General features: G+C 71.6%; 23 protein-coding genes. 16 read left to right on the forward strand and 7 right to left on the reverse strand.

The annotated features are described in order from the left end of the window. Positions 1-143: 143 nt before the first annotated feature. The 9 genes from ACFWW9_RS00535 (at position 144) to ACFWW9_RS00575 (ending at position 10,035) form a co-directional block, all read left to right on the forward strand. A complete protein-coding gene (locus ACFWW9_RS00535; RefSeq protein ID WP_390370235.1) occupies positions 144-842 on the forward strand; it encodes an MBL fold metallo-hydrolase in 699 nt (232 codons plus the stop codon). A gap of 1 nt (position 843) precedes the next feature. After that, on the forward strand, positions 844-2,106 hold the full coding sequence (gene hisS, locus ACFWW9_RS00540; protein WP_390370236.1) for a histidine--tRNA ligase: 1,263 nt from the start codon (positions 844-846) through the stop codon (positions 2,104-2,106). After that, complete coding sequence (locus tag ACFWW9_RS00545; protein WP_390370237.1) at positions 2,103-2,735, forward strand: hypothetical protein; 633 nt, start codon at positions 2,103-2,105, stop codon at positions 2,733-2,735. Before hisS ends, ACFWW9_RS00545 begins: the two co-directional genes overlap by 4 nt. An 84-nt stretch (positions 2,736-2,819) precedes the next feature. Further along, a complete protein-coding gene (locus tag ACFWW9_RS00550; protein WP_390370238.1) occupies positions 2,820-4,298 on the forward strand; it encodes a M48 family metallopeptidase in 1,479 nt (492 codons plus the stop codon). Between the two features lie 14 nt (positions 4,299-4,312). Then, positions 4,313-5,269, forward strand: a complete 957-nt coding sequence (locus ACFWW9_RS00555) for a DUF4034 domain-containing protein (protein WP_390370239.1) — start codon at positions 4,313-4,315, stop codon at positions 5,267-5,269. Between the two features lie 204 nt (positions 5,270-5,473). After that, the gene (locus ACFWW9_RS00560; RefSeq protein WP_390370240.1) at positions 5,474-6,730 is read left to right on the forward strand and encodes an extracellular solute-binding protein; all 1,257 of its coding nucleotides are present in this window, start codon (positions 5,474-5,476) and stop codon (positions 6,728-6,730) included. Positions 6,731-6,830: 100 nt separating this feature from the next. Then, positions 6,831-7,712 (forward strand): carbohydrate ABC transporter permease, encoded by an 882-nt coding sequence (locus tag ACFWW9_RS00565; protein ID WP_390370241.1) that lies wholly within the window; start codon positions 6,831-6,833, stop codon positions 7,710-7,712. Continuing rightward, positions 7,709-8,527, forward strand: a complete 819-nt coding sequence (locus tag ACFWW9_RS00570) for a carbohydrate ABC transporter permease (RefSeq protein WP_390370242.1) — start codon at positions 7,709-7,711, stop codon at positions 8,525-8,527. Before ACFWW9_RS00565 ends, ACFWW9_RS00570 begins: the two co-directional genes overlap by 4 nt. 11 nt (positions 8,528-8,538) lie before the next feature. After that, the gene (locus ACFWW9_RS00575; RefSeq protein ID WP_390370243.1) at positions 8,539-10,035 is read left to right on the forward strand and encodes a beta-N-acetylhexosaminidase; all 1,497 of its coding nucleotides are present in this window, start codon (positions 8,539-8,541) and stop codon (positions 10,033-10,035) included. Here ACFWW9_RS00575 and ACFWW9_RS00580 read toward each other — a convergent pair. Both ACFWW9_RS00580 and ACFWW9_RS00585 read right to left on the reverse strand, forming a co-directional pair. Next, positions 10,032-11,189 (reverse strand): serine/threonine-protein kinase, encoded by a 1,158-nt coding sequence (locus tag ACFWW9_RS00580; RefSeq protein WP_390370244.1) that lies wholly within the window; start codon positions 11,187-11,189, stop codon positions 10,032-10,034. The genes ACFWW9_RS00575 and ACFWW9_RS00580 overlap by 4 nt on opposite strands. Before the next feature lie 116 nt (positions 11,190-11,305). Next, the gene (locus ACFWW9_RS00585) at positions 11,306-12,016 is read right to left on the reverse strand and encodes a GntR family transcriptional regulator (RefSeq protein WP_390370245.1); all 711 of its coding nucleotides are present in this window, start codon (positions 12,014-12,016) and stop codon (positions 11,306-11,308) included. 278 nt (positions 12,017-12,294) lie between these two features. Between ACFWW9_RS00585 and ACFWW9_RS00590 the strand changes: the two genes are divergently transcribed. From ACFWW9_RS00590 to ACFWW9_RS00600, 3 genes are all read left to right on the forward strand, one after another. Continuing rightward, positions 12,295-13,377, forward strand: a complete 1,083-nt coding sequence (locus ACFWW9_RS00590) for a carbohydrate-binding protein (RefSeq protein WP_390370246.1) — start codon at positions 12,295-12,297, stop codon at positions 13,375-13,377. Between the two features lie 11 nt (positions 13,378-13,388). Continuing rightward, positions 13,389-14,537: a hypothetical protein gene (locus ACFWW9_RS00595; protein ID WP_390370247.1), complete on the forward strand. Its 1,149-nt coding sequence runs from the start codon at positions 13,389-13,391 to the stop codon at positions 14,535-14,537. A gap of 169 nt (positions 14,538-14,706) precedes the next feature. Then, complete coding sequence (locus ACFWW9_RS00600; protein ID WP_390370248.1) at positions 14,707-15,840, forward strand: N(5)-(carboxyethyl)ornithine synthase; 1,134 nt, start codon at positions 14,707-14,709, stop codon at positions 15,838-15,840. Here the strand turns inward: ACFWW9_RS00600 and ACFWW9_RS00605 are convergent, their stop codons facing one another. After that, on the reverse strand, positions 15,841-16,704 hold the full coding sequence (locus ACFWW9_RS00605) for a spermidine synthase (protein WP_390370249.1): 864 nt from the start codon (positions 16,702-16,704) through the stop codon (positions 15,841-15,843). A gap of 174 nt (positions 16,705-16,878) precedes the next feature. Between ACFWW9_RS00605 and ACFWW9_RS00610 the strand changes: the two genes are divergently transcribed. Beyond that, entirely contained in the window at positions 16,879-17,241 is a 363-nt protein-coding gene (locus ACFWW9_RS00610; RefSeq protein WP_390370250.1) for a DUF1304 domain-containing protein, read from the forward strand. Here ACFWW9_RS00610 and ACFWW9_RS00615 read toward each other — a convergent pair. Further along, the gene (locus ACFWW9_RS00615; protein ID WP_390370359.1) at positions 17,235-18,638 is read right to left on the reverse strand and encodes a YibE/F family protein; all 1,404 of its coding nucleotides are present in this window, start codon (positions 18,636-18,638) and stop codon (positions 17,235-17,237) included. The two genes, ACFWW9_RS00610 and ACFWW9_RS00615, sit on opposite strands and share 7 nt — an antisense overlap. 87 nt (positions 18,639-18,725) lie before the next feature. Between ACFWW9_RS00615 and ACFWW9_RS00620 the strand changes: the two genes are divergently transcribed. Continuing rightward, entirely contained in the window at positions 18,726-19,421 is a 696-nt protein-coding gene (locus ACFWW9_RS00620; protein ID WP_390370251.1) for a nitroreductase family protein, read from the forward strand. On the opposite strand, the gene ACFWW9_RS00625 is transcribed toward ACFWW9_RS00620, so the two are convergent. Both ACFWW9_RS00625 and pnuC read right to left on the reverse strand, forming a co-directional pair. Then, a complete protein-coding gene (locus tag ACFWW9_RS00625) occupies positions 19,411-20,499 on the reverse strand; it encodes an AAA family ATPase (RefSeq protein WP_390370252.1) in 1,089 nt (362 codons plus the stop codon). The genes ACFWW9_RS00620 and ACFWW9_RS00625 overlap by 11 nt on opposite strands. Next, positions 20,496-21,134, reverse strand: a complete 639-nt coding sequence (gene pnuC, locus ACFWW9_RS00630; RefSeq protein WP_390370253.1) for a nicotinamide riboside transporter PnuC — start codon at positions 21,132-21,134, stop codon at positions 20,496-20,498. The genes ACFWW9_RS00625 and pnuC overlap by 4 nt, the downstream gene beginning before the upstream one ends. 50 nt (positions 21,135-21,184) lie before the next feature. On the opposite strand from pnuC, the gene ACFWW9_RS00635 reads away from it, so the two are divergent. Together ACFWW9_RS00635 and ACFWW9_RS00640 are read left to right on the forward strand one after the other, a co-directional pair. Continuing rightward, complete coding sequence (locus ACFWW9_RS00635; RefSeq protein ID WP_390370254.1) at positions 21,185-23,053, forward strand: intein-containing Rv2578c family radical SAM protein; 1,869 nt, start codon at positions 21,185-21,187, stop codon at positions 23,051-23,053. Between the two features lie 43 nt (positions 23,054-23,096). Next, positions 23,097-23,753 carry an NAD(P)H-binding protein gene (locus tag ACFWW9_RS00640; RefSeq protein WP_390370255.1) on the forward strand — a complete coding sequence of 219 codons (657 nt, stop codon included), beginning with the start codon at positions 23,097-23,099 and terminating at the stop codon, positions 23,751-23,753. On the opposite strand, the gene ACFWW9_RS00645 is transcribed toward ACFWW9_RS00640, so the two are convergent. Next, positions 23,726-25,063 carry an MFS transporter gene (locus ACFWW9_RS00645; protein WP_390370256.1) on the reverse strand — a complete coding sequence of 446 codons (1,338 nt, stop codon included), beginning with the start codon at positions 25,061-25,063 and terminating at the stop codon, positions 23,726-23,728. The genes ACFWW9_RS00640 and ACFWW9_RS00645 overlap by 28 nt on opposite strands. Between the last annotated feature and the right edge of the window lie 6 nt (positions 25,064-25,069).

The raw sequence follows: 25,069 nt of genomic DNA on the forward strand, positions 1-25,069 counted from the left end.
TCGTGGGTGGATAAGGCGTGCCGGCAGAGCCGACAATTTGGGCAGTCTAGGGGGCTCGTATATAGCTGGTGTGTGCCGGCTAGGCTGGTGCAGCGGTTACACCGCGTTCCGTTGCCAATCCGTTGCCGTCGAGAGGTGCCGCCGTGCTGGTGATCGGGTTCCCGACCGGCGCACTACAGGCCAACTGCTACCTGCTGGCCACGGGCGAGGGCGAGGCCTGCGTCGTCGTGGACCCCGGACAGGACGCCGTGGAGCCGCTGGAGAAGGCGCTGCGCGAGCACCGGCTGTCGCCGGTGGCGGTGCTGTTGACGCACGGTCACTTCGACCACTCGTTCTCCGTGGCCCCAGTGTGCGACGGGCACGACATCCCCGCGTGGATCCACCCGGACGACCAGGACCTGCTGTCCGACCCGCTGAAGGGCATCAGCGCCGAGTCGGCCGCGTTCTTCGGCGGCAAGCTGGAGATGCGCGAGCCGAGGCAGGTGCGCTCCCTGGACGACGGCGCCGAACTGGACCTCGCCGGGTTGACGATGACCGTCGACCACACGCCCGGCCATACGGGCGGGTCGGTGATGTTCCGCGCGGGCGCCGAGGAGGGCGGACGGCTGGTGCTGTCCGGCGACACCCTGTTCTCGGGCTCGATCGGTCGCACCGACCTGCCGGGCGGGGACCACCGGAGCATGCTGACGTCGTTGCGCCGCAAGGTGTTGACGTTGGCGGACGACACGGTGGTCCTGCCCGGCCACGGACCGACGACCACCATTGGCCGCGAGCGCGTGAGCAACCCGTACCTGCTCCAACTGGGTGACTCCGCTCCGGCCGCCCCGCACCGAGGACTGTGACGTGACGACTTTCTCCGCCCCCAAGGGCGTTCCCGACTACTTCCCGCCGACGTCCGCGTCGTTCACGGCGGTCCGCGAGGCGCTGGCCGAGCCCGCCCGCCTCGCCGGGTACGGGTACATCGAGCTGCCGATCTTCGAGGAGACCGCGCTGTTCGCCCGCGGCGTCGGCGAGTCCACCGACGTCGTCAGCAAGGAGATGTACTCCTTCAACGACCGCGGCGAGCGGTCCGTGACGCTGCGCCCCGAGGGCACGGCGGGCGTGATGCGGGCCGTGATCGAACACGGCCTCGACCGCGGCCAGCTGCCCGCGAAGCTGTTGTACGCCGGGCCGTTCTTCCGCTACGAGCGCCCGCAGGCCGGTCGGTACCGGCAGCTCCAGCAGGTCGGCGTCGAGGCGATCGGCGTGGACGACCCCGCGCTGGACGCCGAGGTGATCGCCGTCGCCGACGCCGGGTTCCGGTCGTTGGGCCTCACCGGGTACCGGCTCGACATCACGTCGCTGGGCGACGGCTCGGACCGGCCCGCGTACCGGGAGAAGCTCCAGGCGTTCCTGGCGAAGCTGTCGCTGGACGAGGCGACGCGCACGCGCGCGGAGCTGAACCCGTTGCGGGTGCTGGACGACAAGCGGCCCGAGGTGCGCGCGCTGATGGACGACGCGCCGCTGATGCTGGACCACCTCGCGCCCGAGACGCGCGAGCACTACGAGGCGGTCAAGGGCTACCTCAACGACCTGGGCGTGAAGTTCACCGAGAACCCGCGGATGGTGCGCGGCCTCGACTACTACACGAAGACCACGTTCGAGTTCGTGCACGACGGCCTGGGCTCGCAGTCCGGCATCGGCGGCGGCGGGCGGTACGACGGGCTGATGGAACAGCTCGGCGGGCAGCCGCTGTCCGGCGTGGGCTTCGGGCTCGGCGTCGACCGGACGCTGCTGGCGTGCCAGGCCGAGGGCATCACGCCCGGCGACGTGACCCGCTGCGACGTGTACGGCGTGCCGCTGGGCGAGGCGGCGAAGTCGCGGCTGGTCGGCCTGTCCGGTGAGCTGCGCGCGGCCGGGGTGCGGTTCGACCTCGCCTACGGCGGGCGTGGCATGAAGGGCGCGATGAAGGCGGCGGACAAGTCCGGCGCGAAGTACGCCCTCGTGCTGGGGGAGCGGGACATCGAGGCCGGGGTCGCGCAGCTGAAGGACCTCGCGACCGGCGACCAGCGGCCGGTGCCGCTGGCCGACGTCGTGACCTCCGTGCGGGAAGCGCTAGGCCGGTGACCGACGACGCCGAACGGATCCCGCTCGACCTCCTCGACCCGGCCACCGTGCGCAAGCGCTCGCGCATGGTGGCCCTCGGGGCGGTGATGGTGGCGGGGTTCTTCGGCGGCGTGCTCGGCTTGATCGCGGGCCGGGTGCCGGGGCTGATCGCCGTGGTGATCGTGGCGCTGCCGTTGCTGCTGCTGGCGTGGAGCGAGGCCCGTCGGCGGGTGTGGTTGCAGGGCCAGGTGTTGTCGGTGCGCGCCTTCGGGACCAGGTCGGTGGACCTGCGGGTGGCCGACGAGCTGGACCTGCTCGTCACCGACGTCCGCGGGTCCCGCACGGTGGGGTTGTTCGTGCGCGGCGGCGGCAAGGCGATCAACCTCGCGCTGGCGATCTACGCGGGCACGGGCGGACGCGAACTGGGCGTGTTCCCGTTGCGGCGCTTGGCGGACGTGCTGGCCGGGCGGGGAGATCCCAACGGGCTGGTGTTCTCCGAGTTGCTCGTCGCGCAACTGCGGGCCGAGGCACGGGGGATGGCCGCGGCGGATCGACCGCTGTACCAGCTCGCGTCGCTCGCCCCCGGCGGCCGACTGGCGCAGAAGCTGACCCCGGACGCCGTGTCGAGGTTCGTCGCCTCGCTGGGCTGACGGGCCCGGCGTCGACCGGCGCTCGCCGGTGCTGCACACTCTTCTGGGCCGCAGGGGGTGCGGCCTTGGGGGGAAGGCGGTTCCATGCGCTTTTCGGCGCGCGCGGCGGTCGCGGTCGCGATGCTGGTCGGGTTCTACGTCCTGCTGCTGGGGTTGGCGGTCGGCATCGTCGTCGGTGAGGCGCTGCTGCTGTGGAACCGGCCCCTCTCGGGGCTCATCGGGTTGACGGTGGCGGTGCCCGCGTTCTTCGCGCTGGTGGCCGCCGTGATCACGGTCGACCGGGTCGAGCGCGCGACGCCCGTGGGTGTCGCGGTCTCCCCGGCGGAGCAGCCGCGGTTGTGGGACCTGGTGACCCGGATCGCCGCCGAGGTCGGCACCCGGCCGCCGGACGAGGTGCGGATCATCACCGAGGTCAACGCCGCGGTGTCGGAGGAGACGAGGTTCCTCGGGCTGCGGGTGGTGAAGCGCCGCCTGTACCTGGGGGCGCCGCTCCTCGCGTGCCTCACCGAGGAGCAGGTCACCTCGATCCTGGCCCACGAGATGGGCCACTACGGCAACCGCGACACCCGCCTCGCCGGGATCGTCATGACCGGCCGCGACGCGCAGGTGCGCGTGCTGAGGAAGCTCAGGGGCGACACCGAGGCGAGGGCCGTCGTGTTCGCCGTGATCGCGGAGTACACCAAGCTCTACCTGAGGGTGTCGAGCGCGGTCTGCCGACGGCAGGAACTCGCCGCCGACGCCGTGTCCGCCCGTGTCGTGGGCTCCGCCACGGCCGCGAGCGCCCTGCGGGAACTCCCGGTGCTCACCGCCGCGTGGGAGGTGTTCGTCGAGCGGCACCTGGACGTCGCGGCCGCCGCGGGCTACCTGCCGAACGGGGTGCACGACGGTTTCGCGGACCTGTTGGCCTGCGCGGACTTCGCCGACTTCCTGGAGGAGGTCCGCCAGGCGGACGACACGGGGGACCGGGACGAGTACGACTCCCACCCGCCGATCTCGGAGCGCGTCGCCACCATCGAGGCGTTCGCCGCCGAACCGGCGCGGGGGTGGGGCACCGGTCCCGCGACCGGACTGCTGGTGGAACCGGGACGGGTGCTGGACGCGGTGGTCACGGGCTCCGCGGCGCGGGTCGACTGGGCGGAACTCGGCCACCTCGTCGTGCGGGCGGAGACCGTGGTCGCCGCGGAACGGCTGCTCCGGGCGGCGTCACGGGTCGCGGGGCGGCCCGCGACGCTGGCCGCGGTGCTGGACGCCGTGGACGCGGGCAAGCTCGTCGACCTCGCTCCCGACGGGCTGCGGCCCGGCAGCGGGTCGTCGGGGCCGAGGGTGCGGCGCGAGTTCGCCAGGGGGTTCGTCGGCGAGGACCTGGCCGGGCTCGTGGCGCTCGCCCACGTCGACCTGGGGCTGGCGCACTGGCGGCGCGACTGGGTCGGCGACGTCGAGTACGTCGGCGACCCGCTGACCGAGCTGGTCGACGCCGCGGTCGCCGACGGCGGCGGCACGGCGGACCTGCGTGCCGCGCTCGCCGCCGCGGGCGTCGCCCCCGACTACCGCCCCGCGGCCTGAGGCAGGAGAAACCGTTGTCCCCCATGGATCCGCTGCGCAACGCCGACCCGGCCCGGTGGGGCCTCGTGCCCGCGGTCGACGTCCGCGAGTACTTCCCGGAGCCCGACCCCGTCCTCGCCCACGCCCTGTCCGAGGCCCGGATGGGCCGGTGGCGGCACGCGGCCGCGCTGATCGCGGAGGCGGTGCACGACTGGGACGGGCGGGCCCACGTCGTGGGCGCGCTGGCCGAGGTCGGCGCGCGGGACGACACCTGGCTGACCCGGTGGCGCTCGGAACTCCCCGACGACCCGCACCTCGCGGTGGTCGACGCCGAGGCGTGGGTGCGGCTGGCGTGGGAGGTGCGCGGCTCGGCCCCGGACTGGGAGACGTCGGACGAGCACCTCCGCGCGTTCCAGCGCGTGCTGCGCCGGGCGGAGACGGCCGCCGAGCACGCCGTCGAGGCCTTCCCGGAGGACCCGACGCCGTGGTGGTCGCTCGTCATGGTCGCCTCCGGCCTGGACTACGAGCACGAGCGGTTCGGCCCGATCTGGGACGGGCTCACGGCACGGGCGCCGTCGCACCGCGCGGGTCACGAGCGGGCGCTCGGCTACTGGAGCGAGCGGTGGTGCGGGTCGCACGACCTGGCGTTCGCCTTCGCCGAACGGGCCACGTCGCCGTCCTTGGCCGCGCTGCCGCTGCACGCCGCGCTGGAGACGGTCGAGGACGATCCCGCCGCGTGGCGCTCGCCGCTCGTGCTGACCGCGCTGGACGCGGTGCTGGCCCGCGACTTCGTGGACGACCGGCCGTCGCGAGCCGATCGCGGGTGCGCGGTCCTCGCCCTCGTCGACAACCACCGCCACGCCGAGGCCGTCGAGCAGTTCCGGCTGCTCGGCCCCCACGCGGACGGCGAACCGTGGCGGCACTTCCCGGACCCCAAGGAGGCGTTCCTCGTCGTGCGAGCGGAGGCCTGCCTGAAGGCGGGCAGGCCGTGAGATCGGCCAACTGGTTAGTTCTCAACTTGACCAGTTGGCTGCCGTGAGTGTGTCAACCGCCGTTCGGTAGATCATCTGGAAAGCGGCTGGCCTGCGGGAATATCTTCTTGGTCTCGGCTCTTGACCGCGCGATTGGTCTATGCCACCTTCTGGTGCAACAGAGTTGGTCTTACCAATGGTCAACATCGCGCCTCGAGGTGACTGATGAAGAGCCCCCGCCTGCTCGCCACCGTTTTCGCGCTGGCGTTCGCCACCGCCGCCTGCGGTTCGTCCACGCCGACGTCCACAGCGGACGGTCCCGTGACGCTGGACATCTGGCTGATGAAGGACAGCGTCACCCCGGACTTCCTCCAGCGGTTCCAGTCCGACTTCGAGGCCGAGCACTCGGACGTCAAGCTGAACATCCAGATCCAGGAGTGGGGCGGCATCGGGCAGAAGGTCGTCAGCGCGCTGGCGAGCAACGACGCGCCCGACGTGATCGAGGTCGGCAACACGCAGGTCGCGCAGTACGCGGCCAGCGGCGGGGTCGTGGACTTCAGCTCGAAGGTCGGCGAGCTGAACGGCAAGGACTGGATCCCCGGTCTGAGCGAGCCCGGCGCCGTGGACGGCAAGCAGTTCGGGATCCCCTACTACGCCGCGAACCGCGTGGTGATCTACAACAAGGACCTCTTCAGCGCGGCTGGCATCACCACGCCGCCGAAGACGCGGGCCGAGTGGCTCGACGTGACCGCGAAGCTCGACCAGGGCGCGACGCAGGGCATCTACCTGCCCGGCCAGAACTGGTACGTGCTGTCCGGGTTCCTGTGGGACGAGGGCGGAGACCTCGCCACCAAGGACGGGTCCGCGTGGAAGGGCGGCCTCGGCACGCCCGCCGGCACGGCGGCCGTGGAGTTCTACAGGTCGTTGCAGGCGTTGGGGCAGGGACCGAAGGACTCCGACGAGGCCAAGCCGCAGCAGACGGACGTGTTCTCGCGCGGCGACGTCGCGCAGTTGATCGCGGTGCCCGGTGCGGCGGGCCTGATCACGAAGGCGAACCCGGCGCTGGAGGGCAAGCTCGGGTTCTTCCCGATCCCCGGCAAGACCGCCGCCAAGCCCGGCGCGGTGTTCACCGGCGGGTCCGACCTGATCGTGCCGCAGGCCTCCGACCACCAGGACCAGGCCTACCAGATGATCAAGTCACTGGCGGGCGAGAAGTGGCAGACCGAGTTGGCCAAGGCGATGAACTACGTGCCGAACCGGACCAGCCTCGCCTCCGCGCTGGCGGAGAACCCCGGTGCCGCCGCGATGGCCGCGGGCGCGGTCAACGGGCACGGCACGCCGCAGTCGCCGAACTGGGCGGCCGTGGAGGCCAAGAACCCGGTGAAGGACTTCCTCACGGCCGTGCTGACCGGCGGTGACGCCGCGGTGGAGGCCAAGAAGGCCGACGACGTGATCGCCACCGCGTTGAACTCCGGCAAGTAGGCCGGACGTGACGACCGCAGCCGCCGTGTCCTCTGATTCGGCAAGGCCGGTCGACACCCAGGGACCGCCGCCGCCTCAGCGCCCGAGGCGGCGGCGCCGGGTGTCGCCCTGGCCCTACCTGCTGATCGCGCCGACCGTGCTCGGCGCGGCGTACCTGCTGCTGTACCCGTTGGCGCGCAACGCGATCATCTCGGTGCAGCACTTCCGCCTCGGTGAGCTGATCCGCGGCGACGCGGCGTTCGTCGGCCTGGCCAACTACCGGGAAGCCTTGGCGGACCCGGTGTTCTGGGCCGTCGTCCGGCGCACGCTGCTGTTCACCGCGGTCAACGTCGTCCTCATCATGGTGCTGTCCACAGTGGTCGCACTGCTGCTGTCGGCGTTGGGGAAGTGGTTGCGGCTGCTGGTGATGGGCAGCCTCGTGCTGACGTGGGCCACCCCGATCATCGCGGCCACCACGGTGTTCCAGTGGCTGTTCCAGTCGCGGCTCGGCGTGGTGAACTGGGTGCTGGTCCGGCTCGGGTTCGAGGAGTTCCAGGACTACACGTGGTTCGCGCACGGGTCCTCGACGTTCGGCATCCTGGTCGCGCTCATCGTGTGGCAGTCCGTCCCGTTCGCCGCGCTGTCGCTGTACTCCGCGATGACGACCGTGCCCTCGGAGCTGTACGAGTCGGCGAAGATCGACGGCGCGGGCGCGTGGCGGCTGTTCACCTCCATCACGTTCCCCATCCTGCGCCCCATGTTCGGGCTGATCCTGTCGCTGGAGGTGATCTGGGTGTTCAAGTCGTTCGTCCAGATCTGGGCGATCAGCCAGGGCGGGCCGGGCGACGCGACGACCACGCTGCCGGTGTACGCGTTCCAGATCGCCCAGTCGTTGAACAAGTACGACCTCGGCGCGGCCGTCTCGATGATCACCGTGCTGCTGCTGGTGGTCGTGCTGCTGGCGTACTTCCGGCAGATGTTCAAGCAGGAGGCCGAACTGTGAGGCGGCTGCCACTGACGCTGTCGGCGCTGCTCGTCTGCGTCGTCGCGGTGTTCCCCGTGTACTGGATGGTCCTCACGGCCTTCAAGCCCACCAAGGACATCCAGGCCCCGACCCCGACGTTCTGGCCCACGACCGTCAGCTTCGAGCACTTCGCCACGGCCGTCCGGGCGAGCGGCTTCTGGCTGTTCTGGCGCAACAGCCTCGTGGTGTCGTTCGGCGGCGTGCTGCTCGCGCTGGCCGTCGCCCTGCTCGCCGCGTTCGCCGTGGCGCGGATGCGGTGGAAGGGCAGGCGCGGGTTCATCCTGATGGTGTTCGTCGCGCAGATGACGCCGTGGGAGGCGCTGCTGATCCCGATGTACGTCATCGCGCGCGACACCGACATGCTGGACAAGCTGTCGATGCTCACGCTGATCTACTTCATGATCACGCTGCCGTTCACCATCGTGACCCTGCGCGGGTTCCTCGGGGCCATCCCCGTCGACCTGGAGGAGGCGGCGCTGGTCGACGGCTGCACCCGCGTGCAGGCGTTCCGCCGCATCGTCTTCCCGCTGCTGGCGCCGGGGCTGATGGCCACGTCGCTGTTCGGCTTCATCACGGCGTGGAACGAGTTCGCCTTCGCCAACCTGCTGATCATCAAGAACCGCGACGACCGCACCCTCCCGGTGTGGCTGTCGTCGTTCAGCAACACCTTCGGCACCGACTGGGGCGCCACGATGGCCGCCTCGACGCTGTTCATGGTGCCGGTGCTACTGGTCTTCCTCGCCCTCCAGGGGCGGGTCACCTCCGGCATCACCGCGGGTGCGGTCAAAGGATGAGGAGCACGAGCGTGATCGTTCCCCCGCCACGACGACTGGTGCGGCTGCCCGGCGCCTTCCCGGTGAGCTCGACCACCACTGTCCGCGTCGGCCCCGGCGCCTCGTCGGCGGTCGACCTGCTCCGCGGCTACCTGGCCCCGCACGGCGTCCCCCTCCCGGACTCCCCGGACGGCCGGGTGGTGCTCGCGGTCAACCCCGCGCTGGCCTACCTCGGGGCCGAGGGCTACGAGCTGCGCGTGGACCAGGACAACGTCCGCCTGCGAGCGGCCGCGGCGGCGGGCCTGCTGAACGGGGTCCAGTCCGTGCGCCAACTCCTGCTGGCGGACCCGGCCTCCCTGCCGTGCCTGGACGTCGTCGACACGCCCGCCTTCCCGTGGCGCGGCGCGATGCTGGACGTCGCACGGCACTTCATGCCCATCGACTTCGTCCGCCGCTTCGTGGACCTGCTGGCCCTGCACAAGCTGAACGTCCTGCACCTGCACCTCACCGACGACCAGGGCTGGCGCATGCCCGTCCCCGGCTACCCGAGGCTCACGGAGGTCGGCGGCTGGCGCGCGGAGAGCATGATCGGCCCGGCGGGCAGCACCCGCTTCGACGCCAACCCGCACGGCGGCGCGTACACCACCGAGGAACTGCGGGGCCTGGTCGCCTACGCGGCCGAACGCGGTGTCACCGTGATGCCGGAGATCGAGATGCCCGGCCACGCCCGTGCCGCCCTGGCCGCGTACCCGCACCTCGGCAACTTCCCCGACCGCCACCTCCCGGTGTGGACCAGCTGGGGCGTCTCGGACGAGGTGTTCGGCGTCCAGGAGTCCACACTGGACTTCTGCCGCGCGGTCCTCACGGAGGTCATGGACGTCTTCCCGTCCCAGCACATCCACATCGGCGGCGACGAGTGCCCCACCACCGAGTGGCACCACAGCCCCTTGGCCCTGTCCCGCGTCCAGTCCGAGGGCCTGTCCGGCCCGGACGCCCTCCACCCGTGGTTCCTGGGCCGCATCAGCGAGTTCCTGCTGGCCCACGGCCGCACCCCGGTCTGCTGGGACGAGGGCGGCGGCGCCGCAAGTCTGCCACCGGAAACCACGGTCATGGTCTGGCGCGACCCCGCCCACGGCTTGGACGCGGCCCGCCACGGCCACCCCGTGATCATGACCCCGTGGCGCAGCACCTACCTCGACTACCCGCAAACCGACGCCGCCGACGAACTCGCGGGCCAACCCGCGGGCACCGTCACCTTGCACGACGTCTACACCCAACCCCTCCCCCCTCCAGGCTGGTCCGAATCTGAAGCCGCCCTCGTCCAAGGCACCCAAGCCCAACTGTGGACCGAATTCGTCCCCAACCCGTCCCACGCGGAGTACCTGGCCTTCCCCCGCCTGTGCGCCTTGGCGGGCAACGCCTGGTCAGGCGGCAACGACTGGCCGGGCTTCCTCACCGACCTCCGCCGCCACGAACACCACCTGGCAGCCCTCTCGGTCCGCCACCGGCCGTTGGGGGCGGCGGGTTAGCCGCCGTTCTTCTTGGTCGGGCTGTGCTCGGCCGACTTCTCCCTGCCCTGGCCCTGGTTCTTCTTCTCCTTGGTCGTCTCGGCGGCGTCGTCGTCCGTCGGGACGGTCACGGTGGTCACGACGGCCGGGGCGCCGGGGGCGGGGGCTTGTTCCGTGGCCGAGTCCTCCGGCGTGGTGGTGACCGCGGTCGTCGACGTGGCTGCGGGCTGCTCGGAGGCGGAAGGAGTGGCACCGGGCTGGGGAGGTGGTGCGGAGGTCGTCGGGTCGCCGGTCAGGAGCCAGGCCCCGCCGGTCAGGGCGAGCGCGGTCACGGCGGTGGCGGCCAGGATCCCGCGGCGCGTCCTGGTGTCCCGGAGAGGCGCGACGCCCTTGCGGAGGGTTTGGGCGCACTGGGCCGCGGTCGGTCTGCGGCGGGGCGTGAGCGCGGTCATCCGCGTCAGCAGCCGCACCAGGTCCTCCGGCAGGTCGCGGGGGACGTTCGGCGGGCGGTGCAGGCGCGCGACCGCGGACTCCACGTCGGTGCCCTGGTACTCGGGGCGGCCGGTCAGGCACTCCAGCAGCACGAGGCCGAGCGCGTACACGTCGACCGGGAAGCCGACCTCCTTGCCGCGCACCTGTTCCGGCGCGAGGTAGGCGGCCGTGCCCATCATCTCGCCGGTGCCGGTCAGGCGCGTCGCGCCGGTCAGCCGGGCCAAGCCGAAGTCCGCGAGGTACGCGGTGCCCTCGCCGTCGAGCAGGATGTTCGACGGCTTGACGTCGCGGTGCACGATCTCGTTGGCGTGCACGTAGGCCAGCGCCTCCGCCAGGTGGGCGCCCAGTGGCCGCACCTCGTCGGGCGACAGCGGTCCGTCGTTGATCCGGTCCCGCAGCGTGCGCCCGTTCACGAGTTGCAGCACCACGAACGGCGCGCTGCCGTCGGTCCCCGCGTCGTACACCGACACCAGGCCGGGGTGGCTCAGGGCGGCCAGCGTCCGGACCTCGCTGTCGAACCGCCGGTTCGCGGTGGCGTCGAGGCCCGCGTGGAACAGCTTGACCGCGACGAACCGCCGCAGCCGCGTGTCCCAGGCGCGGTGGACCTCGCCCATGCCGCCCGTCCCCAGGAGCCCCTCCAGCCGGTACCGGCCGCCGAGCACCGCGCTGGTGGGCACCGACACGCCGTTCGCACCTCCCGCTCGCCTGGTCCGCTGCCTTCCTAGGTGCCCGCAGCGGTGGGAGGCAAACGCTCCCGGCCGCGGGCTTCGGAACGCCGAAGCGCGCCGCCCCGGCCGGGTCAGCCCGACGTGCGGTCGAAGCGCAGGTGGGAGGTGATGCGGTAGCGGTCGCCTCGGTAGATGGACCTCGTGTACTCGAAGACGTGGTCGGTGGCGTCTCGGGTCGTGCGTTCGAACAGGAGGGCCGGGGCGTATTGGGGGACGCCGAGCAACTCGGCCTCGTCGGCGTCGGTGACGGTCGGTTCGGTGATCTGGACGGCTGTGGTGGCCACGATCTCGTAGCGCATGCGCAGCAGTTCGTAGAGGGAGCCCGACTCGAAGTCCTCCGGGGTGATGCCGGGGACCAGGGGGTTCGGGATGAGGATGCGTTCGATCGCCATGGGGGACGCCTCGACGATCCGGACCCTGGTCACCGTCAGGAGGTCGTGGCTGGGGGAGACCTCCAGGCGTTGGCCCAGGCGGGCGCCCGCCGGTTCGACGCGGAAGTCGACGACCTTGCTGAACCACGTTCCTTCGGCCGGGGGGACGGTGAAGTCGCCCGGCGTGGTGGGGGTGAGTTCCTGGCTGATCTTCCTGGTGCCGGTGAAGGTGCCCCTGCCGTGTTCGCGGACCAGCAGGCCGTCCCTGGCCAGGTCGTCCATGGCCGCGCGGAGGGTCGGCCTGGAGACGCCGAACTCCTCGCTGAGGGCGCGCTCGGACGGCATGACCTCGCCCGGTTGCCGTTGGCCGATGAGCTCGCGCAACCGCTCCCGTACCTCTGTTCGCCGCACCGCAGGCTCCCTCCCGTTGCGCCCTCCGCATCGTAGCAACTGGTTGAGGTGTTCAGCCCGTTGGAAAGTGACCAGTGGTATTACCTCTTCGGTGGTGCCCGGAACCTGAGAACCGCAGGCAGATAATCGGTCTAGACCTCTTGACTTTACCTGTGAGGTAGACCACTTTGCTCCTGGGGGACCTGTTTCCGAACCAGTGGTAAACGGGTCACCGGTCGCCGCGGTTCTCCCCGTCCCCACCCAGAGAGCAGACGCTCATGTCGCGATCGAGCACGAGATTGACCACGGCCGCAGCCGCGGCCGTGTCCGCACTGACGATGGTCGCGGTGGGGGTCACCCCCGCGACCGGGGCTCCCGCCGCCGCAGCCGCCTGCGGCGCGCTGTTCGACGACTTCTCCTACTCCTCCTACACCGATGGGAACCTCGGCGCGCACGGCTGGCAGGTCCGGTCGAGCGCGGGCGGTCCCGGCGTGCCCGGAGCCCGGTGGGCGCCGGAGGGCATCACGTTCCCGACGTCCGACGGCGACAAGGTCATGCAGCTGGCGGCGTCCACGAACGGGACCGGCGCGGGCACCACGCAGACGGAGATCGTGCAGGGGAACCGGCGGTTCCTCGAGGGCACCTACGCCAGCCGCATCCGGTTCTCCGACGCGCCCGCGAGCGGGGCCGACGGCGACCACGTGAACCAGACTTTCTTCACCATCAGCCCGCTGCGCTACAACAACGACCCGATCTACAGCGAGCTGGACTTCTCCGAGTACCTGCCCAACGGCGGGTGGGGCGAGGCCGGGCCGATCAACTTCCAGACGAGCTGGCACACCTACACGCCCGACCCCTGGTACGCGGAGAACAAGAACAACAGCCAGCGCCGCAGCATCAACGGCTGGCACACGGTCGTCTCCACGGTGTCCGCGGGCCACGTGAAGTACTACATCGACGGCGCGCTCGTCGCGGACCACGACCGCTCCGGGCCGTTCGACGTGTACCCGCGGCAGGCGATGTCGTTGAACTTCAACCAGTGGTTCATCGACACCGCTGGCCACAGCGGCGGCACGAGCACCTACCTCCAGCAGGTGGACTGGGTCTACTACGCCAAGGACCAGGTGCTGTCGCCGTCCACGGCCGTCGCGAACGCCGCGGGTTTCCGGTCGTCCGGTGTGCGGTTCAAGGACGACATCGGCTCGGGCAGTTGCGGCACGAACCCGCCACCACCGGCGAGCGGCACGTGGGCGCCCGGCACGTTCTACGCGGTCGGCGCGCAGGTCACCTACGGCGGCGCGACCTACCGCTGCCTCCAGCAGCACACGGCGATCGTCAGCTGGGAACCGCCGCTCACCCCCGCCCTCTGGCAGCGTGCCTGATGGGGCGCGGGGTGAGGGTGCGCGTGGCGGGTGCGGCGATGGCCGCCGCGGTGGTGGTCGGTTCGCTGATCACCGCGGGAGGCACCAGCGGCGCGGCGGCAGCGGCGTGCGGTGTCCTGTTCGACGACTTCAACTACACGTCCCACACCGACGGCAACCTCGGCGCGCACGGCTGGCAGGTCCGGTCGAACGCGGGCGGTCCCGGCGTGCCGGGCGCGACGTGGGCCCCGGAGAACGTCACGTTCCCGACGGTCAACGGCGACAAGGTGATGCAGCTGGCGTCGTCGACCGACGGCACGTCCTCGGGCACCAAGCACACCGAGGTCCTGCAAGGGGAACGGCGGTTCCTGGAGGGCACGTACGCCAGCCGGATCCGGTTCTCCGACGCGCCGACCAGCGGGCCGGACGGCGACCACGTGAACCAGACGTTCTTCACGATCAGCCCGCTGCGCTACGACAACGACCCGCTGTACAGCGAGCTGGACTTCTCCGAGTACCTGCCCAACGGCGGGTGGGGCGAGACCGGGCCGATCAACTACCAGACCAGCTGGAACACCTACCAGCTGGAACCGTGGGTGTCGAAGAACAAGAGCAACAGCCAGCGGTCCAGTGTGGACGGTTGGCACGACGTGGTGTCCACGGTCGCGGACGGGCACGTGAAGTACTACATCGACGGCGTCCTGGTCGCGGACCACGACCGGTCGGGGCCGTTCGACGTGTACCCGCGGCAGGCGATGTCGTTGAACTTCAACCAGTGGTTCATCGACCTCGCGGGCCACAACGGCGGCCTGGCCACGTACCTGGAGCAGGCCGACTGGGTCTACTACGCGAAGAACCAGGTGCTCACGCCCGCGGCCGCTGCCGCGAACGCGGCGGGCTACCGGTCGTCCGGCGTGCGGTTCGTCGACAACCTCGTGGGCGACTGCGGCGGCACGCCGACGACGACCACGACGACCACCACCACGACGACCACGACCACCACGACGACGACTCCGGGCACCCCGGTCGGCTGCGCGGGCGTCCCCGCGTGGAAGTGGGAGAGCGTCTACCTGGAGAACGCGCGCGTCACGCACACCCAGCACCTGTGGCGGGCCCGCTGGTGGACCCAGGGGTCCGAACCGGGGCTGACCGCGCAGTGGGAGGACCTCGGCCGCTGCTAGTCGAGAGGACGGGAACCGGCGGGCGCCACCGTGTCCGCCGGTTCGCGTCCTCCGGGAATTCCGCCGTCGGGTGGCGGGCGGAAAAGGGAGTACGGTCGGTGTCGCCGGATATCTGCTGGTCAAGAGCCATGCGAATGCGGCGTGATCGTCAGGCGAATCGGGGCTCCACGTGGACCTGCTCACTCTCGGGGTCATTGCTCGGTCGAGCAAGGAGAACGAGCGGAGACTGCCGATCCACCCGTTGCACGTCGACCGCATCGACCCGGACGTGCGGGCCCGGATCTACCTCGAGAAGGGCTACGGCGAGCGGTTCGGCGTGTCCGACGAGCGCCTCGCGTCGCAGGTCGCGGGCCTGCGCACGCGCGAGGAGCTGATCGCCGAGTGCGACGTCGTGCTGCTGGCGAAACCGCTGCCGGGTGACGTCGCGGAGTTGCGCGCCGGGCAGGTCCTGTGGGGCTGGCCGCACTGCGTGCAGGACGAGAAGCTGACCCAGACCGCCATCGACCACCGGTTGACGCTCATCGCGTTCGAGGCGATGAACCACTGGACCAGCGACGGCTCGTTCGGCCTGCACGTGTTCCACAAGAACAACGAGCTGGCCGGGTACTGCTCGGTGCTGCACGCGCTGGAGCAGGTCGGCTCGACCGGCGACTACGGCCGTCGGCTGCGCGCCGTGGTGATCGGCTTCGGCGCCACCGCCCGCGGCGCGGTCACGGCGTTGAACGCGCTCGGCGTCCACGACGTCCACGTGCTCACCAACCGCGGCGTCACGGCGGTCAGCTCGCCGATCCCGTCGGCGGTCATGGTGCAGTTCGACCACGACGACGAGGACCCCCGCCGCAGCCACGCGGACACCGAGGACGGCCGCAAGCCGCTCGCGGAGTTCCTGGCGGGCCACGACATCATCGTCAACTGCGTGCTCCAGGACACCGCGTCGCCGCTGACGTTCCTGATCGAGGACGACCTGCCCACGCTCGCCCCCGGCACGCTGATCGTCGACGTGTCGTGCGACGAGGGCATGGGCTTCAGCTGGGCGCGGCCGACGACGTTCGCCGCGCCGACGTTCGTGGTGGGCGAGCAGGTCACCTACTACGCCGTCGACCACAGCCCGTCGCACCTGTGGAACTCGGCGAGCTGGGAGATCAGCGAGGCGCTGCTCCCGCACCTGCGGACCGTGCTGGAGGGCCCGGCCTCGTGGGAGGCCGACGAGACCATCCGGCGGGCGATCGAGATCGGCGACGGCGTGATCCGCAACCCCGCGATCCTCGCCTTCCAGCACCGGCCGGCGGAGTACCCGCACTAGTCACTCGGCGGGCAGGCCCCACGTCCCCGGCGGCGGGCTGGGGGAGGGGGTGGCGGTCGCGTCCGTGGTCGGGCGCGCGCCGCCGACGAACTTCTCCAGCTGCCGCCCGTGCTCCACGCGGCCGGGGAACGGGTCGCCCGCCGTGCGCCGGACCAGCTGCTCGATCGGCAGCTCGACGTGCGAGCCGACGACGATCAGGTTGCCGAACCGGCGGCCGCGGAACACGCCGGGCTCGGCGATCACGGCGACGTGCTCGAACACCGCCCCCACGGTCGCGGCCTGGGCGCGGGCGTACACGAGCGCGTTGCCGTCGCCGATGTTCGACGCGTAGACGCCGGTCGGGACCATCGTGCGGGCGGCGTCGCGGACGAACTCGATCGACGTCAGGTGCGCCGGGGTGCGCGCGCCGGAGAACACGTCGCTCACGACGAGGTCGAACGTCCCGCTCGGCGCGCGGGACATGACCTCGCGCGCGTCGCCGTTGCGGATCCGGATGCGCGCGTTCTTGTCCGGCGGCAGCACGCGGCGCAGCAGCTCGATCAGCGCGGTGTCGATCTCCACGACCTGCTGGGTCGACCGCGGCCTGGTCGCGGCGATGTAGCGGGGCAGCGTGAACCCGCCGCCGCCCAGGTGCAGGGCGCGCACCGGCTTGCCCGTGGGGGCCAGCAGGTCGACGACGTGGCCGAGGCGCTGGACGTACTCGAACTCCAGGTGCGTCGGGTCGTCCAGGTCCACGTGGGACTGGGCCGTGCCGTTGAGCCGCAGCAGCCACGCGTTCGGCCGGTCCGGGTCCGGGGACAGCTCGGCGGTGCCGGAGTCGACTTGCTCGCTCAGCGTCTGCGGGGTGTTCCTGCCACGTGCCACGACCCCAGTATCCGCCATGCACCCCGACGACCCGACCGGCCGGCCTGCGCGAACACCCCTGACTTCGCTGCCCCTAACCCCCTATCGGGGCACCGGGGCGAGCCGTGGCGCGCACTCGCTGCCACGATACGGGCCAGCGCACGCGGCTACCGCCGCTCGACCCTGGAGGACTCCGTGCAGATCGCGGCGAACATCTTGATCGGCCTGGTGGCGATCATCCACTTCTACATCCTCGTGCTGGAGATGTTCCTCTGGGACGGGCCGCGGGGGCAGAAGGCCTTCGGCCTGACCGCGGAGTTCGCGAAGGAGACGAAGACCCTCGGCGCGAACCAGGGCCTCTACAACGGCTTCCTCGGCGCCGGTCTGGTCTACGCGCTGATCGCCGACGGCACCACGTCGTTCCAGTTCGCCGTGTTCTTCCTGGTGTGCGTCATGATCGCCGGGATCTACGGCGCGCTGACCGCCAGCAAGAAGATCCTCTTCGTGCAGACGGTGCCCGCGACCCTCGCGCTCGTGCTGGAGCTGCTCGCTCACTGAGGCCGGGTCCACGGCCCCTTGTCCGGGTGGTACCCGGTGTAGAGGTCGCCGGACAGCCGGGCCGCCACCGGTCGCCTCCGCCTCGGCGGGGCGACCGGTTCGGGTTCCGGCTCCTCGACGACGTCCTCCACTGTGGACTCCGCGACGGCCTCCACGGCGGGCGCGGGCTCCCGTGAGGCGACGATCGCGGCCAGCGCCGTGGTCACCGGGATGGCCGCGACGAGGCCGATGCTGCCGACCAGCGTCCGCACGACCTCCTGCGCCACCTGCTGCGCGGTGAAGATCTCGAAGAGGCCGCGCCCGGACAGCGAGAACGACAGCAGCAACGGCAGCGCGGCGCCCGCGTAGGCCATGACCAGCGTGTTCACCACGGACGACATGTGGTCGCGGCCGATCCGCAGGCCCGCCGCGTACAGCTGGCGGGTGCTCAGCGACGGGTTCGCCCGGCGCAGCTCCCACACCGAGCTGGTCTGGGTGACCGTCACGTCGTCCAGCACGCCCAGCGCGCCGATCAGCGCTCCCGCCAGCAGCAGCCCTCGGGTGTCGATGCCGTGGCCGAGCAGCGCGACGAGGTTCGCCGTGTCGTCGTCCAGGCCCGTGAGCTTGGCGAACGCCGAGAACACCGCGCCGAGCCCGCCGATGATCGCGAGGCTGACCAGCGTGCCGAGCACCGCCGTCGTGGTGCGCGCGGTCAGCCCGTGTGTCAGGTACAGCACGATGAACATGATCAGCCCGGCGCCGACCACCGCCACCAGCAGCGGGTTCTCCCCGGCCAGGATCGCGGGCAGCACGAACAGGATCAGCACCACGAAGCTGAGCACCAGCGCGCCCAGCGCCGCCAACCCCTGCCAGCGCCCCAGCAGCAGCACGGCCAGCGCGAACAGCACCGCGAGCAGGGCCAGCGGCAGCCCGCGCTGGAAGTCCACGAGCTGGTAGGACTGCGGGCTGGCCGGGTCCGCCCCGGAGTAGGCGAGCACCACCGCGTCACCCACGGTGAACTTGGGCGTGGCGGGCTCGTTCGGCACCGGCACGGTGATCGACTTCCCGGCCGCGGCGCCGTCGCTCATCGTCACCGTGACCAGCAGACACTCGCCCGTGCCGATCTGCCCGCCGCAGGACCCGGCGACCACGGCCGTCACGTCGGCCTTGACCGGCTTCTGGTGCAGGCCGAGCGCCGCCCCGGTCTTCTGGTCCACGCCGAACGGGTAGAGCAGCAGCGCGCCGACCACGGTCGCCAGCACGAGCGGCACCAGCAGGATCAGCAGCAGCCGTCGGACCTGTCTCGACGCCGGTTCCGCCGGGCCGTGGCCGTGACCGTGACCATGGCCGTGGCCGGTGGTCGGGTGGGCTCGGCGTCGACGCCGTCCGGTCGGCAGCTTGTCGTCCACGGCGCACATCATTCACGACGGCTGGGGTGCCCGATATCCGGACGGTTCGCCGAACAGGGGTTCTGCTCCGCCGTCTCCTCGGGTCACACTCGGAGCGTGACCACGACGCACTGGACCCCCAACCACGGCCTCGACTTCGACCCGGTCCCGTACCGCCCGGCGCGGATGCCGTTCGAGGAGGCCCTGCGCGCCTCGGCGGACCTGCGGGAGCGGATGAACGAGCGCCGCACCGTGCGGATGTTCTCGTCGGAGGCCGTGCCCGACCAGCTGGTGCTCAACGCCATCGCGGTCGCCGCCACCGCGCCCAGCGGCGCGCACCAGCAGCCGTGGACGTTCGTCGTGGTCAAGGACCCCGAGGTGCGGGCGCGGATCAGGGCCGCCGCCGAGGAGGAGGAGCGGATCTCCTACGCGGGCAGGCTCGGCGAGCAGTGGCTCGACGCCCTCCGTCCACTCGGGACGGACGACCACAAGCCGCACCTGACCGACGCCCCGCACCTGGTGGTCGTGTTCCAGCAGCGGTTCTACCTGGAGGACGACGGCAGCACGCGCAAGCACTACTACGTCGACGAATCGGTCGGCATCGCCGTCGGGATGCTGCTGACCGCGCTGCACCTGTCCGGTCTCTCGGCGCTCACGCACACCCCCTCGCCGATGAAGTTCCTCGGCGAGGTGCTGAACCGCCCGCGCAACGAGAAGGCGTTCGCCGTCATCCCGATCGGCTACCCGGCCGACGACTGCGTCGTGCCGAACCTCGTGCGCAAGTCCCTGGACCAGGTGGTCGTCACCGTCTAGGGGCCTCCTTGGGGTCGGCGAACCGGAAGTGGCCCGCAAGCGCTTCCGCCACGGCCGCAACCGCTTGCGCGAGCCGTTCCCCCGGCGTCCCGGTGACCAGCCGCCACGGCACGCCGCGGTCGGTGAGGCCCGCGGTGAACAGCTCGGTCATCCACTCGCGCAGCGGCTCGCCGTCGCGCCACCCGTCCTGCTCGAACGGCACGCCGGTGGGGTCGGTGAGCAGGTACAGCGCGGGTTTCCGGGCGTTCGGCGCGATGGCGGGGTGCGGCGCGCCGAGGTAGCGGTGGCCCCACACGGTCGCGGCCCAGGCGTCGTTGTCGCACACCAGCACCGGGCCTTCGACCGCCGCGTCCTCGTCCGCCTGCTGGCGCAGCGCGACGTCCACGAAGTCGCCGAGCGTCCACACCAGACCGTCGAGGGTCGCCTCGGGGTCGAACGCCTTGGCGGCGGCCAGCTTCAGCTCGGTGTGCCGACGCCCGTACTCCGCGACCCACGGCGTGGCGAGCGCGTCGGCCAGCGCGCGGGACAGCGTGGTCGTGCCGCTGCTCTCCGCGCCCACGACGACGATCCGCGCGGCCAGCCCGCGCCGGGTGGCCGGGGCCAGGTGGCGCCAGTTCGCCACCGGGTCGGCGCGTACGGCGGTCCCCGAGACGGGGTGCGCCGACCGGGCCGGGTCCACGGGCACGTGCTCGGCCCCCAGGCGTTTCGCCAGCTCGTCGCCGTAGGCCTCGCTGGAGAACACGGCGTCCACCGGGGCCAGGGCCGGGTCGCCGTCCAGGATCGCCCGCCGGGCCAGCGCCGACCTGGTCACGCCCACGTGGAGTTCCCAGATCGCGTCGTCCTCGAAGTCCATGGGGTGGTCGTCCAGGTCGCCGATCACCACCACGCCGGGGTCGTCGGCGTGCTCGGCCGCCAGCCAGGCGACCCGGTCGGCGAGCGGGATGGACTCCACACTGGACCCGAGCACCGCGACGGTCGTGCGCTCGCTGCGGGCCGCGGCCGTGCGGACGAGGTGGTGGTGGCCCGCGTGCGGCGGGTAGAACTTGCCGAGCACCAAGGCGTGGCGGAACGTCGTCATGCCGCCACCAGGTCCTCGCGCAGCGCCCGCGTCCACGACCGCAGCCCGAGCACGCAGAGGGCGATGAAGCCCAGGTAGAGGATCGCCGTCAGCCACAGGTCCTTGTAGGCGTAGAGGGGCACGTAGATCACGTCGGCCGCGATCCACAGCCACCACGACTCGACCTTCTTGCGCGTCTGCCCCCACGTGGCCAGCAGCGAGAGCACGGTCGTCACCGCGTCCGCCCACGGCACCGTGGACGTGGTGTACGCGGACAGGATCCACACCAGCAGCCCCGTCAGCACCACGCCCGCGACCCCCAGCCAGAGCCACTGCGGCGGGGTCGTGCGGCTGACCGGCAACGGCGTCCGCTCCTCGCCGCCGCGCAGCCACGACCACCACCCGTAGAGCGCGAGTCCCAGGTAGACGACCTGGAGCCCGGAGTCGGCGTAGAGGCCGCTGGTCGCGAACAGCGCCAGGAACGCCAGGTTGTTCAGGATGCCGATGGGCCAGTTCCAGGCGTTCTGCCGCGCGACCAGCCACACGCAGAGCGCGCCCGTGACGAACCCGAACACCTCGCCCCAGGTGGTGGTGGCGCCCGCGAACGTGAGGGCGGGCGTGCTGAAGGGGACCAGGACCACGTCCAACAGCGACAAGGGTGCTCCTTCGATTGACGGCCGTTCGAACACGTGTTCGAATGGGTGGCATGCGATGGGACGGTCAGAAGGACGGGGCGGCACCACAGCAGGCGCTACCGGGGTTGCCGGGACTCGTGCGCAGCGTACGAACTCCGGAGTTCGCCGACGTGGTCTTCCACGAGGTGCACGCCAAGTCGGTGCTGAACAAGGTCGCGGGCGCGTCCCCCATGCCGTTCAAGTGGACCGTCAACCCCTATCGCGGCTGCACGCACGGCTGCACCTACTGCCTCGACGGCGACACGCCGGTCCTGCTCGCCGACGGGGGCGTCCGGGCGATGGCCGACCTGGAGGTCGGCGACGAGGTGTGCGGCACCCGTGGCGGGCGGTACACGCGCACGACCGTCCTCGCGCACTGGCAGACGGTGAGGCAGGCGTTCCGTGTGACGCTGGCGGACGGCACCGAGCTGGTGTCCAGCGGCGACCACCGGTACCTCGGCACCGAGGGGTGGCGGCACGTCGGGTCGGGCGACTGCGACCGGCTCGTCGTCGGCGACCTGCTGGTGGGCGTCGGCGGGGTCGCCGAGGGTCCGGCCGAGACGCCGGAGTACCGCAGCGGCTACCTGTGGGGCGTGGTGCGCGGCGGCCTGACGACCGAGCCGGCGGCGCTGGACCGGGCCGAGCGGTACGCGGCGGCGGACCCGGACCGGATCGAGTGGCCGGTCGTGCCGGGCGAGGAGTGGACCAAGGGGTTCCTGGCCGGGGTGTTCGACGCGGCCGGGTGGTGCGCGGACGGGGTGCTGCGGCTGCGCACCGACCACCCGATCGTCGACTCGGTCGTGCTCGGGCTCAAGCGGCTCGACTTCGACTGCACGGTCGAGGACGGCGTGACCAGGGTCCGGGGCGGTGCGCCGGAGGCGTTGCGGTTCTGCCAGGTCGTAGACCCGGCGCGCTCGGTCGCCGCGCTGGAGGGCGCGGCGCTCGACACGGCCGTGGCGGTCGTGGCCATCGAGGCGCTCGGCGAGGAGCGCACCCTCTACGACATCACCACGGGCACCGGCGACTTCGTCGCGAACGGCGTCGTGAGCCACAACTGCTTCGCCCGCAACAGCCACACCTACCTGGACCTGGACGCCGGGCACGACTTCGACACCCAGGTCGTGGTCAAGATCAACGCCCCGCAGGTGCTCACCCGGCAGCTGCGGTCGCCGCGCTGGCAGCGCGAGCACGTGGCGATGGGCACGAACACGGACCCGTACCAGCGGGCCGAGGGCCGGTACCAGCTGATGCCGGGGATCATCAAGGCGCTGGCCGACTCGGGGACGCCGTTCTCCATCCTCACGAAGGGCACGGTCCTCGCGCGCGACCTGCCCCTGCTGACCGAGGCGGCCAAGTCCGTGTCGGTGGGCGTGGGCGTCTCGCTCGCCCTGCTCGACCGCGACCTCCAGCAGTCGTTGGAACCGGGCACGCCGAGCCCCCAGGCCCGTCTCGACTTGATTCGCCGGGTACGGGACGCGGGCCTGCCGTGCGGCGTCTTCATCGCCCCGGTGCTGCCCGCGCTGACCGACTCGAAGGAGCAGCTGGACGAGCTGATCGGCCGGATCGCCGCCGCCGGGGCCACCGGCGTGACCGCGCTGGCGCTGCACCTGCGGCCCGGCTCCCGCGAGTGGTTCGCCCGCTGGCTCCTGCGCGAGCACCCGGACCTGCTGGACGGCTACCGCAACCTCTACGGCTCGGGCAGCTACGCGGACCAGCGCTACCGCACGTGGCTGGCCGCCCGCCTGCGCCCGCTGCTCCGCCGCCACGGCCTGGCCCCCAAGCCGAACCGCGAGGCCACCGGCGTCCCCGGCGACGGCGAGGCCCGCTGGCCGGACGGCGCGCTCCCACTGGGCGTGCCCACGCAGCGCGGCGTGGACCAGGCCCAGCTGACCCTGCTCTGACCGCGGCGTCGCGCCGGTGGGGGGACGGCGCTAGCCTCCGCGCATGAAGGTGATCGTGTTCGGAGCCAGTGGCATGGTCGGCCAGGGCGTCCTCCGGGAGTGCCTGGTCGCGTCGGACGTGGAGTCGGTGCTGGTCGTCGGGCGCAGGCCGCTCGGGCGGTCGCACGAGAAGCTGACCGAGCTGGTGCACGGCGACTTCGCCGACTTCTCGTCGGTCCGCGAGCAGCTGACCGGGTACGACGCCTGCTTCTTCTGCCTGGGCGTCTCCTCGGTCGGCATGAAGGAGCCGGAGTACACCCGGATCACCTACGACTACACGCTCGCCGCCGCTCGCACCTTGGCGGAGGTCAACCCCGGCTCCACGTTCGTCTACGTCTCCGGTGCGGGCACGGACAGCACGGAGAAGGGCAAGCAGATGTGGGCCCGCGTGAAGGGCAAGACGGAGAACGACGTCATCGCCCTGCCGCTGCACGGCTACGCCTTCCGGCCCGGTTACATCCAGCCGTTGCACGGCGTCTCGTCGCCGCACCGGTGGATGCGCGTCACCTACAACGTCTTCGGCACGGTCTACCCGCTGCTGAACAAGCTGATGCCCAAGGCCACCACGACCACCGAGAAGCTCGGCCTGGCGATGCTGCACGTGGCGCGCACCCGGCCGGACCAGAAGGTCTTCTACAGCACGGACTTCAACGCCCTCTGACTCGTCGTGGCCAGCCCCAGCGCGCCCACGGCGACGCCGCAGGCCGCGATGATCCAGAACCCGGCGGCGCTCCCGGCGAACGCCCCGAGCACCGCCACGCCCAGCGCCGCCCCGACCTGGCGGCTGGTGGACGCGATGGCGGCCGCCACCCCGGCCTGCGCCACGGGCATCCCCGACACGGCGGTGTTGGTGATCGGGGCGTTGACCATCCCGAACCCGATCCCGAACGCGGCGTAGGCCGTGACCAGCAGCGCGATCGGGGTCGTCGGGGTGAGCGTCGTGAGCAGCACCCCGGCGACCGCCAGACCGATCCCGGCGATCACCAGCGGCACGCGGGCGCCCCACGTGCCGACGATGCGGCCCGAGATCGGCGCGAACACCGCCGTCATGGCGGCCATCGGCAGCGTCAGCAGCCCGGCGTGCAGCGCGGAGAACCCGCGGGTCTCCTGGAGGTAGATGCTGTTCAGGAACAGGAACCCGCCGAGCGAGGCGAACGCGCAGACGGCGATCACGGTCGCGCCGGAGAACGGCACGCTGCGGAAGAAGCGCAGGTCCAGCAGCGGGTCCTCACGGCGGGGCTCGTAGCGCAGCAGGGCGAGCAGCGACAGCACGGCCACGGCGAACGAGCCGATGATCAGCGGTGACGTCCACCCCTTGCCGTGGCCCTCGATGATCCCGAACACCGTGCCCGCGAGGATCAGGATCACCAGGAGCTGCCCGACCGGGTCCAGCCTGCGGGGCCGGTCGGCGCGCGACTCCGGCACGAACAGGGCCGTCAGCACCACGGCCAGCACGCCGACCGGGACGTTCAGCCAGAAGATCGACCGCCAGCCGATCGTCTCGACCAGCGCGCCGCCGACCAGCGGGCCCGCCGCCATCGACAGCCCGACGACCCCGCCCCAGACGCCGATGGCCCTGGCCCGCTCGCGCTTCTCGGTGAACGTGTTGGTGATGATCGACATGGCCACCGGGTTCAGCATGGAGCCGCCCACCGCCTGGACCATGCGCGCGGCGATCAGCAGGCCCACGGTCGAGGCGATGCTGCACAGCAGCGACCCGATGCTGAACAGCACCAGCCCCACCTGGAACGTCCGCCGCCTGCCCAGCCGGTCCGCCGTCGAGCCGGACAGCACGAGCAGGGCCGCGATCACCAGCGTGTAGGCGTCCACCGTCCACTGGAGCCCGGTCACGGACGCGCCCAGCTCGGCGCGGATCGACGGGAGGGCCAGGTTCACGATCGTGGCGTCCAGCCCCACGATGAACAGGCTCATGCAGCAGATGGCGAGCACCAGCGGTTTGCGTACGGGCACTCCCGC

This window comes from Umezawaea sp. NPDC059074 (assembly GCF_042738955.1).
Classification (GTDB): Bacteria; Actinomycetota; Actinomycetes; order Mycobacteriales; family Pseudonocardiaceae; genus Umezawaea.

Bases quoted from the DNA above. Each gene is read 5' to 3' on its own strand.
- ACFWW9_RS00615 (WP_390370359.1), bottom strand. From the start codon at position 18,638: ATGTGCGCCGTGGACGACAAGCTGCCGACCGGACGGCGTCGACGCCGA.
- ACFWW9_RS00550 (WP_390370238.1), top strand. From the start codon at position 2,820: ATGCGCTTTTCGGCGCGCGCGGCGGTCGCGGTCGCGATGCTGGTCGGG.
- ACFWW9_RS00560 (WP_390370240.1), top strand. From the start codon at position 5,474: ATGAAGAGCCCCCGCCTGCTCGCCACCGTTTTCGCGCTGGCGTTCGCC.
- ACFWW9_RS00635 (WP_390370254.1), top strand. From the start codon at position 21,185: ATGCGATGGGACGGTCAGAAGGACGGGGCGGCACCACAGCAGGCGCTA.
- ACFWW9_RS00625 (WP_390370252.1), bottom strand. From the start codon at position 20,499: ATGACGACGTTCCGCCACGCCTTGGTGCTCGGCAAGTTCTACCCGCCG.
- ACFWW9_RS00640 (WP_390370255.1), top strand. From the start codon at position 23,097: ATGAAGGTGATCGTGTTCGGAGCCAGTGGCATGGTCGGCCAGGGCGTC.